The organism is Roseibium sp. LAB1, from assembly GCF_054658235.1.
Genome location: NZ_BAAGIB010000003.1, coordinates 717,859 through 735,035, shown reverse-complemented (window position 1 = coordinate 735,035; position 17,177 = coordinate 717,859). Strand labels below are relative to the sequence as shown.

10 protein-coding genes are annotated in these 17,177 nt (G+C 60.8%); 1 reads left to right on the top strand and 9 read right to left on the bottom strand.

Features of this window, described 5'->3' with window-relative positions; genetic code table 11:
• The first annotated feature begins 656 nt into the window (after nt 1–656).
• Nucleotides 657–2,630 (top strand): M23 family metallopeptidase, encoded by a 1,974-nt coding sequence (locus ACYQ54_RS21490; protein WP_460086096.1) that lies wholly within the window; start codon nt 657–659, stop codon nt 2,628–2,630.
• A 281-nt stretch (nt 2,631–2,911) separates the two neighbouring features.
• On the opposite strand, the gene ACYQ54_RS21485 is transcribed toward ACYQ54_RS21490, so the two are convergent.
• From ACYQ54_RS21485 to ACYQ54_RS21445, 9 genes are all read right to left on the bottom strand, one after another.
• Nucleotides 2,912–6,133, bottom strand: coding sequence for an efflux RND transporter permease subunit (locus ACYQ54_RS21485; RefSeq protein WP_460086095.1), 3,222 nt, complete (start codon nt 6,131–6,133; stop codon nt 2,912–2,914).
• Nucleotides 6,130–7,143, bottom strand: a complete 1,014-nt coding sequence (locus ACYQ54_RS21480; protein WP_460086094.1) for an efflux RND transporter periplasmic adaptor subunit — start codon at nt 7,141–7,143, stop codon at nt 6,130–6,132. The genes ACYQ54_RS21485 and ACYQ54_RS21480 overlap by 4 nt, the downstream gene beginning before the upstream one ends.
• A gap of 13 nt (nt 7,144–7,156) precedes the next feature.
• Nucleotides 7,157–7,360 carry a YgaP family membrane protein gene (locus ACYQ54_RS21475; RefSeq protein WP_460086092.1) on the bottom strand — a complete coding sequence of 68 codons (204 nt, stop codon included), beginning with the start codon at nt 7,358–7,360 and terminating at the stop codon, nt 7,157–7,159.
• Between the two features lie 206 nt (nt 7,361–7,566).
• Complete coding sequence (clpB, locus tag ACYQ54_RS21470) at nt 7,567–10,164, bottom strand: ATP-dependent chaperone ClpB (RefSeq protein ID WP_460086091.1); 2,598 nt, start codon at nt 10,162–10,164, stop codon at nt 7,567–7,569.
• Nucleotides 10,165–10,417: 253 nt separating this feature from the next.
• The gene (locus ACYQ54_RS21465) at nt 10,418–11,116 is read right to left on the bottom strand and encodes a DUF4167 domain-containing protein (RefSeq protein ID WP_460086090.1); all 699 of its coding nucleotides are present in this window, start codon (nt 11,114–11,116) and stop codon (nt 10,418–10,420) included.
• A 391-nt stretch (nt 11,117–11,507) separates the two neighbouring features.
• Nucleotides 11,508–12,356: a peptide chain release factor N(5)-glutamine methyltransferase gene (prmC, locus tag ACYQ54_RS21460; RefSeq protein ID WP_460086089.1), complete on the bottom strand. Its 849-nt coding sequence runs from the start codon at nt 12,354–12,356 to the stop codon at nt 11,508–11,510.
• 2 nt (nt 12,357–12,358) lie between these two features.
• Nucleotides 12,359–13,432: a peptide chain release factor 1 gene (prfA, locus tag ACYQ54_RS21455; RefSeq protein ID WP_460086088.1), complete on the bottom strand. Its 1,074-nt coding sequence runs from the start codon at nt 13,430–13,432 to the stop codon at nt 12,359–12,361.
• Nucleotides 13,433–13,486: 54 nt separating this feature from the next.
• Nucleotides 13,487–15,754, bottom strand: coding sequence for a phosphoenolpyruvate--protein phosphotransferase (ptsP, locus tag ACYQ54_RS21450; RefSeq protein WP_460086087.1), 2,268 nt, complete (start codon nt 15,752–15,754; stop codon nt 13,487–13,489).
• A 64-nt stretch (nt 15,755–15,818) separates the two neighbouring features.
• Nucleotides 15,819–17,069: an aspartate kinase gene (locus tag ACYQ54_RS21445; protein WP_460086085.1), complete on the bottom strand. Its 1,251-nt coding sequence runs from the start codon at nt 17,067–17,069 to the stop codon at nt 15,819–15,821.
• Nucleotides 17,070–17,177 lie beyond the last annotated feature (108 nt).

The window sequence follows — 17,177 nt, the reverse complement described above, 5'->3', positions numbered from 1 at the left end:
CCCCCGAAAGAGCCTGAGATCGCAAGGCCAACGCCGCCTACGCTTCCCTTCCTTCAATAATCAAATTGTCAAAGAACCATTCGCTTGTCAGCAAATGCGGCTTTAAAGCCTTCAACCAAAGACGCCAAGCCATTTCCCTGTTGCCAGGTCGATGCGGCAAAGTTGTCTGGTAGAACCAACAGCGAGGAGCGCCGTGTTGGCGGCGCCGCCGTCGATGGAGGGCGTTATACGCAGGGCCTGAAGATGAGTCAACACACTTTGTCAAAAAAGATTCACACAAGCCAAAACGCCCGGAAATCCTAGGTAAATTCGACATCCCACCCCTCTCGGACCTCCAATACCCTTCATTTTTCCCAATTCTTTTCTGACCTTTTTTCGCCCGGGCTGCGGGCAAGCCGGGAGGTCACGCCAGAAGATCCCTTATAAAGAAGACAAGCGGCCCCGTTACGACCACAGAACCGACAAAATCTGCTCGTACCCCACGATCCGAATGCGGTGTGTCCGGTGGGCAGCCGAGCAGAAACAATTGACGATTTAAATCAAACACTGCATGTAGCAGGATCTGTTATGTTTATCGCCGCTGATACAAACTGCCGTGCCCGAGGGCTGCGGGTTTCGGATTCATGCGATAGCTTAAAAGGACCGGACAGGTATTAATGCATTTTGGGCCCTTCCATAGCGCGCAGACCCTACGAATAGAGTTAGGTGACGAGCCGCCGCTGCGCGGCTACGAAGGCCGCAGTGGTATGTCCGACCGGCGTCAGGTGTCCCTGCGCTGGTTTGCCGGCACTGTTCTGACAGGAGTCACATCACTGGTTCTGATGGGTGGAGCCCTCATGGCGGCACTCGATGGTCAGTACAGTGTAGAAGCTGCGCCCTCGTCCGATGCATTTATGAACGGATTTTCCCTGTCCAGCGGCGGCACCAAGGGTGACCGCGTTCTGCGCACCGCCGCCGAATATTCCAGCAAGCATGTCATCGACGTCAATGTTGTCACGCGCGAGGGCGACCGGGACCATATTCGCGTACAGCCGCATGTCTTCGTCAGCGCAACGCTTGCGACCCGCAAGGATCCGGAACTCGCGGAGCGTATCCCGGCCTTCAATCCGCTGAACATGTTCGCCGACAACACCGACGATGACGGTGCGGCCAATGTGGCGGAGACCGGCACACCGCTTCCGGCAGATTCCATCTATGGTGCGAAGCTGGAAAGCGAAGTCAGCATTTCGCTGGCTCCCTTCCCGGCCGAAAGCGGGGACATCGATCTGGATCGGACCCCGTCCGAGACCGAGGTCGAGCTGGCCGTCCGCGAAATCGCGCGCACGCTGTCCATCGACGCTGTCGAAATGGCCGCAAAATCCCTGGTCGATCCGGGCCGGTTCGATTTCAATCTTGCTCTTCAGCCGGATCTGGAACGTTACGCGGTGCGCATCACACCGGAAAACGTTTCCTTTGTCTCCAAGCAGGACGAGGACATCCGTTTCGCCGGCATGGACGAAAGCATCGTTCCCGTGACCAAGGACCAGGACCTGGCCGACGTCATGATGGATTACGACGCGACAGAAGACGAAGCCATTGCCATCTCGACCGCCTTCTCGAAACTGTTCGGAATTACCGATCTGACCGAAGGCCAGCGGTTGCGGATCGCCTATGCGCCGTCTCCGGACGATCTGGAGCGGATGCGCCCCGAACGCGTCAGCCTCTACGAGAACACCGAACACCAGGCTACCGTCGCCCGGTCGGACAGCGGCACCTATATCGAGGCCAAGGAACCGAGCACGTTCCTGGCAGATGCGTTCGAGGAAGCCGACAGGGTTTCCTACGGCGGTCCGACGCCTGCCATTTACGACAGCCTCTACCAGACGGCGCTCGAGCAGGACATGCCGGAAGAGATCATCAACGATCTGGTGCGCATGTTCTCATTCGACGTCGACTTCAACGCGCGGGTCCAGCCAGGCGACGCCCTTGAGCTGTTCTTCACGGAAGGTGACGACAACTCTCCGCCGAAGATCCTTTATGCGGCGCTCAACACCGGCAACACCACGCGGGAATTCTACCGCTTCCGCACTCCGGACGACGGCGTCACCGATTTTTACGACGACACTGGCCAAAGCGCTAAGAAGTTTCTTATTCGCAAGCCGCTCAACGGTGGCAAGTTCCGCTCCGGTTTCGGCATGCGCCGGCATCCGATCCACGGCTACACCAAGATGCACCGCGGCGTGGACTGGTCCGCACCGCGCGGAACGCCGATCATGGCGGCCGGCAACGGCACCATCGTCAAGGCCGGCTGGAGTTCAGGCTATGGCCGCCGCATCGAACTGCAGCATACCAACGGCTACACCACCACCTATAACCACATGAGCGGCTTCGGCAGCGGCATCCATGAAGGGTCCAAGGTCACTCAGGGCCAGATCATCGGTTACGTCGGTTCCACCGGCCTGTCGACAGGCCCGCACCTGCACTATGAAGTGCTTGTAAACGGACGCTATATGGATCCGATGCGTATCAAGCTTCCGAAAGGCCGGACGCTGGACGGTGAAATGCGCACCGCGTTCGAGACCGAGCGCTACCGTGTCGACACCCTGCTGGACCGCGTCCGCAAGCCGTCCCGGATCGCGGCGATCAACTAACCCCCTTCAACGAACCGCACGTGACAAATGTTCGGCCGGGTCTTTCTCACCCCGGCCGGCCTTGCGCGGCATCAGCATTCCTGCCCGGCATCTGCCGACAGACGGGCCGGGGAGCCCCCGCCCATCAGCGATTTTGTACGCTACCTTTAGATAGAATGGGTATAGCGGAACAACTTCCGACCGGCCGGAATCCGGCCGCCCTTGGGTACCTCTTGTCGCTCCCCCTTGGCCGACCGGGAATTAGCCGATCAGCGTCTGCCAAGGCAGTACTTGCGCTCCGGCTACTCTGCTTGGGAAGCCGGCACCTTTGGTGCCTTCCCCTGGCGCAGAGCCATGTAGATCGCGGGAATGACCAGAACCGTCAGGATCGTGGACGAAGCCAGGCCGAACAGCAGCGAAATTGCCAGCCCCTGGAAAATCGGATCACCCAAGATCACCGCCGCACCGATCATTGCGGCGAGCGCTGTCAGAAGGATCGGCTTGAAGCGGATCGCCCCGGCTTCCAGAAGAAGGTCCAAAAGCGGTCTGTCAGGCGTGCGCAAATGCTGGATGAAATCGACCAGCAGGATGGAATTGCGCACAATGATGCCGGCAAGTGCGATGAAACCGATCATCGACGTCGCCGTAAACGGCGCTGCAAACAACCAGTGTCCCAGCATGATGCCGATCAGCGTCAACGGGATTGGCGTCAGGATCACGAGCGGCAGCTTGAAGGAACCGAATTGGGCGACCACGAGAAAGTAGATGCCCAGGATCGCCACCATGAAGGCTCCTCCCATGTCCCGGAAGGTGACCCAGGTGACTTCCCATTCGCCATCCCAGAGCAGGGTCGGCCGGGTTTCGTCTTCAGGCTGGCCATGAAACGCGATCACCGGCTCGCCCTCCGGCCCCCACTCCATATCGCGCAGCCGCTCCGCAACCGCCATCATCCCGTAAACCGGTGCCTCGAACGCGCCAGCAAGTTCACCGGTCACCATTTCAATCGCACGTCCATTGTGGCGGAAGACCGGGAAGGAAGTCTTTTCACGCCGGACCGTCACCACGTCGCCAAGTTCGATCACGCCCCGGCCGCCGGGCAAGGCATTGGCGGGCACCGGCGTTGCAAGCACGGCCTCTCCCATCACCATGTCGCCCTTGGCAAGGTGGATCCGGATCGGAATCGGATACCGTGCGCGGCCGCGATGTGAGTAACCGACTTCGGTTCCGCCATAGAGGTGACGGACGGTATCGAACACATCGCCCTGTTCGACCCTGTGATACTCCAGCCGGTCCTGATCGATGGCTATGCGCACCCGCTCGGCCTGTGTGCCGAAGGAATCGTCGACATCGACAACAAACGGCACGTCCTCGAAGGCCTGTCGCACCCTGCGTGCCACAGCCCGCCTGGTGTTTGCATCCGGTCCGTAAATTTCCGCAAGCAGCGTTGCCAGAACCGGCGGCCCTGGAGGCGGCTCCACCACCTTCAGAACGGTGCCGGCGGGAAGTTCCAGATCCGCAAGCCTCTCACGGAGCCCGAGCGCGATTTCATGACTGGACCGGTCCCTCTCACCTTTCTCGCTGAGATTGATCTGAACGTCTCCCTGCTCTGGAGATGCCCGCAGATAGTAATGGCGAACCAGCCCGTTGAAATTGAAAGGCGAAGCGGTGCCGGCATAGGTCTGGAACGACAGGATTTCCGGAACATCCCCAAGGCGGGCCACGATTTCCTGCAGCACCCTGTCGGTGTCTTCAACCGAAGCCCCCTCGGGCAGATCGGCAAGCACCTGCAGCTCGGACTTGTTGTCGAACGGAAGCAGCTTCACGGTGACATCGGTTGTGTAGAACAGTGCGAGAGAGCCGATCGTGCAGACCCCGACGATCAGCAGGAAGATCCAGGAGCGCAGGCGCGATCCGATCAGCGGTTTTGCCACCAGTCGATACACCCGCCCCAACACTCCGCCATGGGCTGCAGGCACGTGCGGGTGCCCGCCGCTGCGACCTGCGAATTTCATCATGAGCCAGGGTGTCAGCATCACCGCAACGAAGAAGGAAAACAGCATCGCCGCCGAGGCGTTGGCGGGTATGGGTGCCATGTAAGGCCCCATCAGACCCGAGACGAACAGCATCGGCAAAAGCGCGACGATGACCGTCAAGGTGGCCACAATGGTCGGATTGCCAACTTCGGCGACTGCCTCCACAGCGGCCTGCATCCGGCTCCGGTCATCCGACATGCCCCAGTGACGGGCGATGTTCTCGATCACCACGATGGCATCATCCACCAGGATGCCGATGGAAAAGATCAGGGCGAACAGGCTGACGCGGTTGATGGTGTATCCCATCAGATAGGCGGCGAAGAGTGTGAGCAGGATCGTCGTCGGGATGACCACCAGCGTGACCAGTGCTTCGCGCCAGCCTATCGCAAGCGCGATCAGGACAACGATGGACACCGTCGCAAGACCGAGGTGAAACAGCAGTTCGTTGGCCTTTTCGTTGGCGGTCTCGCCGTAGTTCCGGGTGATCTCCATGTCCACGCCTTCGGGAAACAGATCCCCACGGATTGCCTCCAGCCTTGAGACGATTTCATCGGAAATCACCACCGCATTCGTGCCCGGGCGCTTGGCGATGGCCAGCGACACGGCTGGCGCCATGACCAGCGTTCCTTCCTGTTTACGTATATTGGCAACCCTGTGCTCTGCCGAGTGAGTGGCAAGGTCGATGCGAGCAACATCGCGCACATAGACGGGCCGGGCATCGCGGGCGGTCAGGAACAGGTTTCCGATCTCCTCCGCCGATTGCAGCGTCTCGCCGGCCACCAGCACGCGCTGCTCCCCCGCTTCGCGCACATAGCCGGCGCGGAAGGACTTGTTCGCCCCTTCGATCTTGGCCGCCAGTTGCTGCAGCGTGATCCCGTAGAGCGACAGCTTTTCAGGGTCCGGTTCGACCCGGATAGCTTCCGGTTGTTCGCCGACGATGAACGTCAGGCCAATGTCAGGCAGCTTGGCAATCTCGGTCTGGAGTTCGCGCGCAATCCGGGTCAACCCGTTGGCAGTCCACCGGTCGGCAGCCTCCAGCGTGGGTGTCAGCGTGACAACGACAATGGCAACGTCGTCGATACCCCGGCCGACGATCAGCGGTTCGGGAATACCGACCGGTATCCGGTCCATGTTGGCGCGAATCTTCTCATGCACGCGCAGGATGGCCGCATCCGCGTCTGTTCCGACGAGAAACCGCGCCGTCACCAGCACCCGGTCGTCCTGGGTCTGCGAATAGACATGTTCGACACCGTCGATCGCCTTGACGATCGTCTCGAGCGGTTCCGTCACAAGCTTGACCGCGTCCTCCGCGTTGAGACCGTTCGCCTCCACGTGAATGTCGACCATCGGCACGGAGATCTGCGGCTCTTCCTCACGCGGAAGGGCAACAAGCGCTATCAGCCCCAGGGCCAGGGAAGCCATCAGAAACAGCGGGGTGAGCGGCGACCCGATGAAAGACCGGGTCAGCCATCCGGCAAGTCCGAGTTTCATGGCACCATCACCCGGTCACCGGCGCGCAGTCCGGTCAGTATTTCAACCAGAACCGTCCCGTCATGAATAACTGGCGCACCCGGAACGACGGCGACATCCTGAGCGCCTCCGTCACCGGCGACCTGCACATAATCGACACCATGACGGATCGAGAGAGCTGCTTCCGGTACCGCGATGACATGACGCTCGCCCACGGGAACATGGACAAGGGTACGTTCGTTGACGAAATAATCTCCAATACCGTCAACATCGACATCTGCCGTCACGCGGCCTTCCGAGATTTCCGGATAGATCTTGACGATGGTTCCAAAGGACTGCGGCGTGCCGGCGGTCTCCGGCTTCGGATCAAGACCGCGCCCCCCCAGCAGCACCTTCGCACCCGAGGTGATTTGCGCGGCGTGACGCTCTGGGATGGACAAGCGCAGGAAGTAATGACCGCTCGCAATCCGGGCAATTGCCTCGCCCGGCATAATGACCGACCCTTCCGTGACGGGCACCGTCAGGACACGTCCGGAATTGGGTGCAAGTACCTCGCCTTCACTGGCCCGTTGGCGAACGACCGCCATGTCCGATTCCGCTGCAACGGTCTGGTTTGTGACCACATCAAACTGTGTGCGCACCTGATCGAGCCGGCTCTGCGCCGCGCTGCCGCGTGCGACAAGCTGCTCGACCCGCTCAAGTTCGGTCCGGGCATTCTGGAGCTGGGAGCGCAGAACCTCGATCCGGGCCCGGGCAGCATCCAGTTCAAGCGCGATTTTTTCATCCACGACCATGGCGATGACCTGATCGGCCATCACCTCGTCGCCCTCACGCACGGAAATGGATTTGATTGTGCCGCCGATCCGCGCGCGAGCCGGCACAACTGTGCGGCTCTTGACCTCGGCAAACACGGCCTTGGTTTCCGGCACGGTGATCGGCTGTGCCAGATATTCACCGGCACGAGCCGACGACGCGGCACCGGACGCTGTTGCCAGCATCAGCAGGACGAGAAAGCGGATACCGCGTCTCATTTTGACCTCCACCTTACGAGAAGGCCACTCCCGGTTTCAGACCGAGCTTCTTGAAGAAGATCGCCGCCGGACAAAAACTGGTGACCGAGGCCTGTATCAGGTTCAAGCCGACAAAGGCGTTGAGCAGAAACCAGTAGGATGAAACATAATATCCCAGCGCCAGGGACAAGAGCACCATGGCACCTGCGAACATCATTACGGCACGGTCGACTGTCATTTGAGCCTCCTATTCCGGATTTGCCACCCAGGGCCGTTCCGGCACAGCTATTATTTCATTACTATGAATATATGAATACCACACCTTTCCCGGCCCCCGTTTGACAAAACGCAAATGCCTTGAGGAAGCGAGGCGCAAAACAAAAAACCCGCGGAAGGGTCCTTCCGCGGGTTTCCGATCTGTCCTTGAGGCTTGCCGCCAGTTGGTTAGGCGGCAGCGCTTTCCGAGCCTTCCACCTGGAACATCAGGCGGTCCGAACCGGCCGAGACCTCCACTGTCTGGCCGTCCAGGATTTCGCCGGCAAGCAGCTTTTCGGCGAGCGGATCCTGAACATCCTTCTGGATCACACGTTTCAGCGGCCGGGCCCCGTAGGCGGGGTCGTAGCCTTTCTGAGCCAACCACCCGAGGGCACCGTCGTCCAGTTTCAGTGTGATCTTGCGATCAGTGAGGAGAGCCCGCAGACGCTCCAGCTGGATCTTGACGATATCGGCCATCTGCGCCCGCTGCAGGCGGTGGAACAACACGATCTCGTCGAGGCGGTTCAGGAACTCGGGCCTGAAGTGAGCCCGCACGGAACTCATCACCTCGTCTCGAACCGCATCGGTGTCCTGACCTTCCGGCTGGTTGACCAGATACTCGGCCCCCAGGTTCGAGGTCATGATGATCAGCGTGTTGCGGAAATCGACGGTTCGGCCCTGACCATCCGTCAGACGGCCGTCATCAAGAACCTGCAACAGCACGTTGAACACGTCACTGTGGGCCTTTTCGATTTCGTCGAACAGCACGACCTGATAGGGCCGCCGCCGAACGGCTTCCGTCAACGCCCCGCCTTCCTCGTAACCGACATAGCCGGGAGGAGCGCCGATCAGCCGGGAAACCGAGTGTTTCTCCATGTATTCCGACATGTCGATCCGCACCATTGCGCTATCGTCATCAAAGAGGAACGACGCAAGCGCCTTGGTGAGCTCGGTCTTGCCGACACCGGTCGGCCCAAGGAACATGAACGAGCCGATCGGCCGGTTCGGGTCCTGCAGGCCGGCACGCGCGCGGCGCACGGCAGTGGAAACCGCATGAATGGCTTCCCCCTGGCCAATGACCCGGTTTGCCAGCATGTCTTCCATCTGAAGCAGCTTTTCGCGCTCGCCTTCCAGCATCTTGTCGACCGGGATCCCCGTCCATTTGGAGACGACCTGGGCAATATGGGCCGGTGTCACGGCCTCATCGACCATGGCATCGACATCCTCGGAAGCTTCCGCTTCCGCGAGCTTGCGCTCCAGCTCCGGAACCACGCCATAGGCCAGCTCTCCGGCTTTCGCCAGATCACCGCGCCGCTGCGCGATCTCCAGGTCGATGCGGGCCTGTTCGAGCTGTTCCTTGATCTTCTGTTCAAGGTTCAGCTTTTCCTTCTCACCCTGCCAGCGATTGCTGAGTGCCTGCGATTTTTCCTCAAGATCCGTCAGCTCCTTTTCGAGCCTGGACAGGCGATCCTTGGATGCCTCGTCGCTTTCGGCCTTCAGCGCCTCACGCTCGATCTTCAGCTGGATGATCCGGCGATCCAGTTCGTCCAGTTCCTCCGGCTTGCTGTCGACCTGCATCCGCAGCCGGCTGGCGGCCTCGTCCACAAGATCGATTGCCTTGTCCGGCAAGAACCGGTCGGTGATATAGCGGTTCGAAAGGGCGGCCGCCGAAACGATGGCACTGTCGGTGATGCGAACCCCGTGATGCAGCTCGTATTTCTCCTTGATGCCACGCAGGATCGACACGGTATCCTCAACCGTCGGCTCGCTCACGAACACCGGCTGGAACCGGCGGGCGAGCGCAGCGTCCTTTTCGACGTGCTTGCGGTACTCGTCCAGCGTGGTTGCCCCGACACAGTGCAGTTCGCCGCGCGCCAGGGCGGGCTTCAGCAGGTTGGAGGCATCCATGGCGCCGTCTGCCTTGCCGGCTCCGACCAGAGTGTGCATCTCGTCGATGAACAGGATGACCTTGCCCGCGGCCGCCTGGACCTCGGACAGCACACCCTTGAGGCGTTCCTCGAACTCGCCGCGGTATTTCGCACCGGCGATCAGAGAGCCCATGTCGAGCGCCAGAAGCTGCTTGTCCTTGAGCGATTCCGGCACGTCACCGTTGACGATACGAAGAGCAAGGCCTTCGGCGATGGCAGTCTTGCCGACGCCGGGCTCACCGATCAGGACCGGGTTGTTCTTGGTACGGCGCGACAGAACCTGGATGGTCCGCCGGATTTCCTCGTCACGGCCGATCACAGGGTCGAGTTTGCCTTCCCGGGCGACCTGCGTCAGATCCCGGGCGAATTTCTTCAGCGCGTCATACTGATTTTCCGCGGTTGCAGTATCGGCCGTCCGGCCCTGACGAAGCTGGTTGATTGCCTCGTTCAGCGCGTTGGGAGTAATGCCGTGCCGCTTCATCAGCTTGCCGGTTTCGCCGTCGCTGTCCATGGCAAGGGCAAGCAGAAGACGCTCGACGGTGACGAAGCTGTCTCCCGCCTTGTCGGCAATCTTCTCGGCCTGCTCGAACAGGCGGGCGGTAGCCTGCCCCATATAGAGCTGGCCGGACCCGCCGGAAACTTTCGGCATCTTGTCCAGAAGGCCTTCAAGGTCGCCCTTCAGTGCCTTGGCGTTGCCACCGGCACGGTCGATCAGGCCGCTGGCCATGCCTTCCGGATCATCCAGAAGAACTTTCAGGATATGTTCAGGCGCGAATTGCTGATGGCCCCGCCCCAAGGCAAAGGTCTGAGCGGACTGAACAAAACCGCGCGCACGCTCAGTGTATTTTTCAAAGTTCATAAGTTACCTCCTACCCGTTCGCACCACCCGAAGCGTGGGGAACGATCTGGAATACGGACCCCTGATACGGGCATCCGCACAGCCTTTTGCAGTGCTGCTCCTCTAATATAGTGTTGCATATTCACCACAAAAGCCCCTGCGGCATCTTATCTGTGCCGTTCGGAACGGATATCTGCAAGACAAACAAAAACGGCGCCCATCATGGACGCCGTTTTATCTATTTCAGCTTTATCGAGGCTGACTATTCACCGGCTTATTCGCCAGCAGGCGCCTCGGCCGGAGCTTCTTCAGCCGCCTTGGGGCGGCGCGGGCGAGCAACCCGGCGCCGCGGTTTCGGCTGCTCTTCCTGCTCGGAACCACCGGCAGCTGCTTCGGCACCGTCCGTGGCTTCCGCCGCGGTCTGGCCTGCATCCGCCTGATCGCCGGATGCCCGACGCGGTGTGCGGGCACGAGGGGTCCGGGCCCTGCGGCGCGGCTTTTCGTCCGCATCGTCGTCACCGGCCTCGGCCTTGTCTGCCTTCTGGGAAGCGCCGTTGACCTTGCCTTCCTGATCGATGACAGGCATGTCGTCGATAAAGGGCTGCGGGCTGTCGGCATCCATCAGGTCGCCATCCGAGGAAGACATTTCCTGGGAAGGCCGTTCCGCACCATTGGAATGTGCAGAGCCATTGGTTGCCCCAGCTTCGAAACCGTCTTCGGCCTCGTTGCGGGAAGAGGCATGCGCCATCGGCTGCTGTTGCGGCTGCGCAGCAGCCACAATGCGCAGATAATGCTCCGCATGCTGGTTATAGTTCTCGGACATCACCCGGTCGCCCGATGCCTGGGCATCGCGTGCAAGCTGCTGGTACTTCTCTGCAATATGCATCGCAGTACCGCGGATCTTCACATCAGGACCGTTGGATTCGTAAGTCCGGGTTAACGGATTAGGGCCCTTGCGGCCCCGTCCGCGCATACGCTTATTGCTTTGATTTCCTGGTCTCATCCTGCCGTTTTCTCTTACGGAACGGCGGTCAGCTTGACGCTGACCCAACATCGGAATTGCCTAAAACCGACACGAAATACCTGCCGAAACCAACAATGCTGGTTAGCGGCTGTCATTGAAAACATACGCAGCGCGCTAAAGGCCGCTGGCCAACGCGATTGTCTTTTTCTTCGACAGTCCGAAACACCGGATAGTCCGATTTGCAACGGTTTCCAAAACGCTGAAGTTGCGCCGGTTCCCAGCTGCCGGATGCGTATGCCCCGCTAAACGCTGATAACATTTCCGGTCTCGGCAAGAGGAACGTACCCGTTTCCGTTGCGATTTCCAAGTGCTTTTTCGTCTTTGGATCAAATCCGCAAAATTAAGACCTGCGCCCCAACACGACACGGTCGTTGCCGGAAAGATCCTGAATGACTTCAATCCCTACAAAGCTATGATGACGCAACTGTTTTTCCAGATCAACCGCCTGATCGAAGCCGATTTCAAGTGCGATCCAGCCGCCTGACCGGAGCAACTTTTTTGCATCCGTGACAATACGGATATAGGCGGTCAGGCCATCCTCGCCACCATCAAGCGCGAGCTTTGGGTCATGCTGAATCACCTCGCGCGAGAGCTCTGCAAGCACTGCACTGCGGATATAGGGAGGGTTGCTGACAACCCAGTCGAAACCACCTTCAGGCCGCAAGGCAGAGGTATAGTCCGCTCGAACCGGCAGCAGTCGCCCCCCCACACCATGAAGGAGCGCATTGCCGGCCGCGCATTCCAGTGCCTGTTCCGACAGGTCCACCGCAATCATACGGCTATTGGGCAATTCGGCTAGCAAGGTGACGGCAATGGCTCCCGTGCCCGTGCCGATATCGCAGATCAGCGGCGCTTCATCCGGGGCGCATCTTTCCAGCACGGCGTCGATCAGGGTTTCGGTGTCCGGCCTCGGTTCCAGTGTCGCCGGATTCAACAGAAACCGCCGGCCGTAGAACTCCCGCTCGCCAAGTATGCGGCCGACAGGCATTCCGGCCAGCCGTTTTTGCGCATGGGCTTCGACAAGTTCGGCAGCGCCGGGCGCAGCCTCATCATGTTCGCGTAAAAGAAGATCTGACAGGGGCAGATCAAGCGCCGCTCCGACCAGAAGCCTCGCGTCCAGTTCCGGCGTCGGCAGCCCGGCCGCTCGAAACCGGTCACGCACAGACCGGTAAAGCTGGCCGATGCTCACCCTCAAGCCTCTTCGGAAGCCAGAAGATTGGCCTGGTAATCCAGGATCAATGGTTCGATGACCTCACCCAGGGCTTCGCCGGACAGGATCTGTTCCAGCTTGTAGAGCGTCAGACCGATGCGATGGTCGGTCACACGGCCCTGCGGGTAGTTGTAAGTGCGGATGCGTTCCGAACGGTCACCGGATCCGACCTGAAGCCGGCGGGCCTCGGTCCGCTCGCTTGCCGCCCGCTCGCGCTCTTCGTCATAGATGCGAGCACGCAGCAGCTGCATGGCCCGCGCCTTGTTCTTGTGCTGGGAGCGTTCGTCCTGAACGGCCACGACGATACCGGTTGGCAAGTGCGTGATGCGCACCGCCGAATCGGTCGTGTTGACGTGCTGGCCACCTGCCCCGGACGCACGGTAGGTGTCGATCCTCAGATCGCTTTCCTGAACGTCGATGTCGACGTCCTCGGCCTGGGGCAGCACGGCGACGGTTGCCGCGGACGTGTGGATTCGCCCCCCCGACTCGGTTGCCGGCACCCGCTGTACTCGGTGGACACCGGATTCGAATTTCAGCTTGGCAAAGACATTGTCGCCGGAAACGGAAGCGATCACTTCCTTGTATCCGCCGACTTCACCTTCGCTGGCGGACAGGATTTCGACCTTCCATCCCTGAAGTTCGGCATAGCGCTGATACATGCGGAAGAGATCGCCGGCAAACAGGGCCGCCTCGTCGCCGCCTGTCCCGGCCCGCACTTCCAGAATGGCATCGTTGGAATCCGCCTCGTCCTTCGGCAGCAGCCCGATGCGCACATCCTGGGCCAGCTCCTCGACGCGCTCTTCCAGTTCGTCGCGCTCCATTTCGGCAAGTTCGCGCATTTCCGTATCGGAGGACGGATCCTGCAGCAGCGCCTTCGCACCGGCCAGATCCTGTTCCACCTTGATCAACGCACGGATCTTGCCGACCAGCGGTTCCAGTCCGGCATATTCCCGCGACAGCTTGACGTAAGCGCCCGGATCCGGATTGGCGGACATCATGTGTTCGAGTTCCGCGAACCGGTCCAGCAGGGTATCGAGTTTGTGACGCGCCAGCATACGCGCTGATTCTCCAGAAATTATCGCTTTGACGGTGAGTTACGCCCGTTAGCGCTAAAGGGCAACATCGGTTTCGGCGGCGAACCGCTTCAACACGTCCCGAATGTTGCTGTCGTCGTGGCCAGGTTCCAGCCGCGGCAACAGCCTGGCGGACAGGCGACCGGCATCAAGGGTCCGCAGCATGGCCTTCACCGGACCAAGGGATGCGGGTGACATGGAAAGGTCCCGGAAGCCCAGGCCGATCAGTGCCATCCCCTCCAGCGGCCGCCCGGCCAGTTCCCCGCATAGTGTTACGGGAACATGAGCTTTATTTGCCGCATCGACGATGGATTTCAAGGCCCGCAGGAACCCGACCCCTAACGTGTCGAACCGGTCGGCGACACGTGTGTTGCCCCTGTCGACCGCACAGAAAAACTGGAACAGGTCGTTGGACCCGACCGATACGAAGTCGACATGACCCATCAGCTCTTCGAGCTGGAACAGCAGCGAAGGCACTTCCACCATCACGCCCAGACGGATGTTTTCCGGCGTGGCGTGACCATGGCGGCGCAGGTGTTTGACTTCCTTGTCCACCAGGGACTTGGCCTGCAGGAATTCATCGACCACTGCCACCATCGGGAACATCAGCTTCAGGTCCCGGCCGGCAGCCGCATGCAGCAGCGCCCGGATCTGTGTCCGGAGCAGGCCCGGCCGATCGAGGCCAAGGCGCAACGCGCGCCAGCCCATGGCCGGGTTTTCCTCCTGGATCGAGCGCAGATAAGGCAACACCTTGTCACCGCCGATATCAAGCGACCGGAAGGTGACCGGACGGCCCGCCGCTGCATCGAGAACCTGGCTGTACTGTGACTGCTGCTCGCGCATGCGCGGGAACGAGGACGCCACCATGAACTGCAGTTCGGTGCGGAAGAGACCGACCCCGGCCGCCCCCGCCTCGTCCAGATGCGGCAGGTCGACCAGAAGGCCGGCGTTCATCTGCAGCGAGATGTCGATACCGTCCCGGGTGACGGACGGCTTGTTGCGCAGGCGCCGGTACTGGGCCTGACGCCGCGCCCGGAAGCGGACCTTCTCCGCATAGGCGTTTTCCAGGTCGACAGCCGGACGCAGATGCACTTCGCCGGTATCGCCGTCCACGATGATGGCATCACCGCCATCGGCCAGACTGACGATATCATCGACAAGGCCAACCGTCGGAATGCCGAGCGCCCTGGCAACGATGGTCACGTGGCTGGTCGGCCCGCCTTCTTCCAGAACCAGGCCGCGGATGCGGTCCCTGCCGTAGTCCAGCAGCTCTGCCGCACCCATGTTGCGGCCGACGACGATCGCATCCTGGGGCAGTTCGTCCAGGCCCGGGCCGTGCTCGCGGCCCATGAGTTCGCGGATCAGCCTGTGGGCAAGGTCGTCAAGATCGTGCAGGCGTTCGCGCAGGTAAGGGTCGGTCTGGCGCAGCATGCGGGCACGCGTATCGCTCTGCACCTTTTCGACAGCCGCCTCGGCAGTCAGGCCGTTGCGGATCGCTTCCTCGATCTTCCGGATCCAGCCGCGGTCGTAAGCGAACATGCGGTAGGCTTCCAGAACCTCGCGATGTTCGCCGATCGCGGCAATTTCGCCGCTGGCCAGCAAATCGTCGATTGAAAGCCGCAGCCGGTTGATCGCCGCATCCAGGCGGCTCTTTTCGCGATCCGTATCTTCCGCGATCAGGTTCGTGACGACGACACGCGGCTCGTGCAGAACCACATGCCCCAGGCCGACGCCTTCGGCCAGGCCGACACCGTTGGAAGTGATCGGCCGGGAAAGATCGAGGCCCGTGGCCTTCTGGGAAATGGCTTCCAGCTCGCCGGCGGCCACCATTTCGGCGATCACCATCGCAGTCGTCTGCAGCGCTTCGACTTCATCTTCCAGATAGGTCCGGTGGGACTGGTTCTGGACGACAAGGACGCCGAGCGTGCGGCCGGCCCTCAGGATCGGCACACCGAGGAAGGAGTTATAGGCTTCTTCGCCCGTTTCCGGCAGATAGGCAAAGCCCGGGTGGGCACTGGCGTTGGGCAGGTTCAGCGGCCGGGCTTCGGCCGCGATCAGGCCGACAAGGCCCTGGCCGACGCGAAGCGATGCATTGTGAACCGCTTCGCTCTTCAGACCTTCGGTCGCGTAGAGCTCGAGAACGCCATCGGCGCGCAGGATATAAACGGAACAGACTTCGGCGACCACGTTCGAGGCGATCAACACCACGATCTTGTCGAGTCGCTCCTGCGCCGTGATCGGCTCCGCCATGACTTCGCGAAGCCGACGGAGCAGAAGGCGCGGTCCGGCTAGGTTGCTGCGCATTGCGCCCCCGTTGATCCCGCTTCAAACAGACCCCTTTTCAGCAAGGGCCTGCCTCCCGGATGAACTATCCGTCCAACCCGTATAGCGAATGCAGAGTCCGCACCGCAAGTTCTGCATATGCTGAATCGATGAGCACAGAGATCTTGATCTCGGAAGTGGTGATGGCACGGATGTTGATGCCCTTGGACGCAAGACCGCGGAAACACTGGGCTGCGATGCCTGCATGCGAGCGCATTCCAATGCCGATGACGGAGACTTTCACCACGTCCCGCGCACCTTCAAGGTTCTGGAAACCGATGACGCCCCGATTGTCTTTCAGCACCTTGTTGGCGCGTTCGAAGTCGCCTTCGGGAACCGTGAAGGTGATGTCGGTGGTCTTTCCGTCCGGCGAAATGTTCTGAACGATCATGTCGACGTTGATGTTGGCATCCGCCAGCGGCCCGAACACGGATTCGGCGACACCCGGCTTGTCGGCAACGTCACGGAGAGAGATCTGGGCTTCGTCCTTGGCATAGGCAATGCCGGTGACAACCTGCTGTTCCACGAGTTCGTCCTCGTCGCAAATAAGAGTTCCAATCGGAAGGCCGTTCTCGCCGACCTGGGGCGCATCCGGATCGTCAAAGCTGGAGCGCACGAAAGTTCTGACGCCATGAACCATGGCCATTTCCACGGAGCGCACCTGCAGCACCTTGGCACCGAGAGAGGCCATTTCGAGCATTTCCTCAAACGACACCCGGTCAAGACGCTGCGCCTTGGGCACGATGCGCGGATCGGTGGTGTAGACTCCGTCGACATCGGTATAGATATCACAGCGGTCGGCCTTGATGGCGGCGGCAATGGCAACCGCACTGGTGTCGGAACCACCGCGGCCCAGGGTCGCGATCCGGTTATCCGGCGCCACCCCCTGGAAACCGGCGAGCACGGCTACCTGACCCTGCTCGAGGCGTTCGCTCAGGAAGCTGCCGTCGATATCGCGGATACGGGCCGCGCCATGGTTCTCGTCGGTCTTGATCGGCACCTGCCAGCCCTGCCAGGATCGGGCATTGACGCCCATGTCCTGCAGCACGATGGCCAGGAGGCCGGAGGTCACCTGTTCGCCGGAAGCGACAACGGCATCATACTCGCGGGCATCGTGGAGCGGTGATGCCTCTCGGCAAAACTCCACCAGCTTGTTGGTCTGCCCGGCCATGGCCGAAACTACCACCGCGACCTGATGGCCGGCGTCCACTTCCCGTTTGACATGGCGGGCGACATTGCGGATGCGATCAAGATCGGCAACCGAAGTCCCGCCAAATTTTAAAACCAGTCGGGCCATACCACTCGTAATCTTTATAGTCGTGTCTGGAAGCGCCTCTTGCGCCTCCGGGATCGGCGCACATGCATACAGTCTGTGTTCCGTTGCCGCAACTGGGTCTCTTGACAA

Excerpts from the sequence above, each read along its gene's own strand:
- ACYQ54_RS21490 (WP_460086096.1), top strand. The coding sequence starts at position 657 with ATGCATTTTGGGCCCTTCCATAGCGCGCAGACCCTACGAATAGAGTTA.
- ACYQ54_RS21485 (WP_460086095.1), bottom strand. The coding sequence starts at position 6,133 with ATGAAACTCGGACTTGCCGGATGGCTGACCCGGTCTTTCATCGGGTCG.
- ACYQ54_RS21480 (WP_460086094.1), bottom strand. The coding sequence starts at position 7,143 with ATGAGACGCGGTATCCGCTTTCTCGTCCTGCTGATGCTGGCAACAGCG.
- ACYQ54_RS21475 (WP_460086092.1), bottom strand. The coding sequence starts at position 7,360 with ATGACAGTCGACCGTGCCGTAATGATGTTCGCAGGTGCCATGGTGCTC.
- clpB (WP_460086091.1), bottom strand. The coding sequence starts at position 10,164 with ATGAACTTTGAAAAATACACTGAGCGTGCGCGCGGTTTTGTTCAGTCC.
- ACYQ54_RS21465 (WP_460086090.1), bottom strand. The coding sequence starts at position 11,116 with ATGCGCGGACGGGGCCGCAAGGGCCCTAATCCGTTAACCCGGACTTAC.
- prfA (WP_460086088.1), bottom strand. The coding sequence starts at position 13,432 with ATGCTGGCGCGTCACAAACTCGATACCCTGCTGGACCGGTTCGCGGAA.
- ptsP (WP_460086087.1), bottom strand. The coding sequence starts at position 15,754 with ATGCGCAGCAACCTAGCCGGACCGCGCCTTCTGCTCCGTCGGCTTCGC.
- ACYQ54_RS21445 (WP_460086085.1), bottom strand. The coding sequence starts at position 17,069 with ATGGCCCGACTGGTTTTAAAATTTGGCGGGACTTCGGTTGCCGATCTT.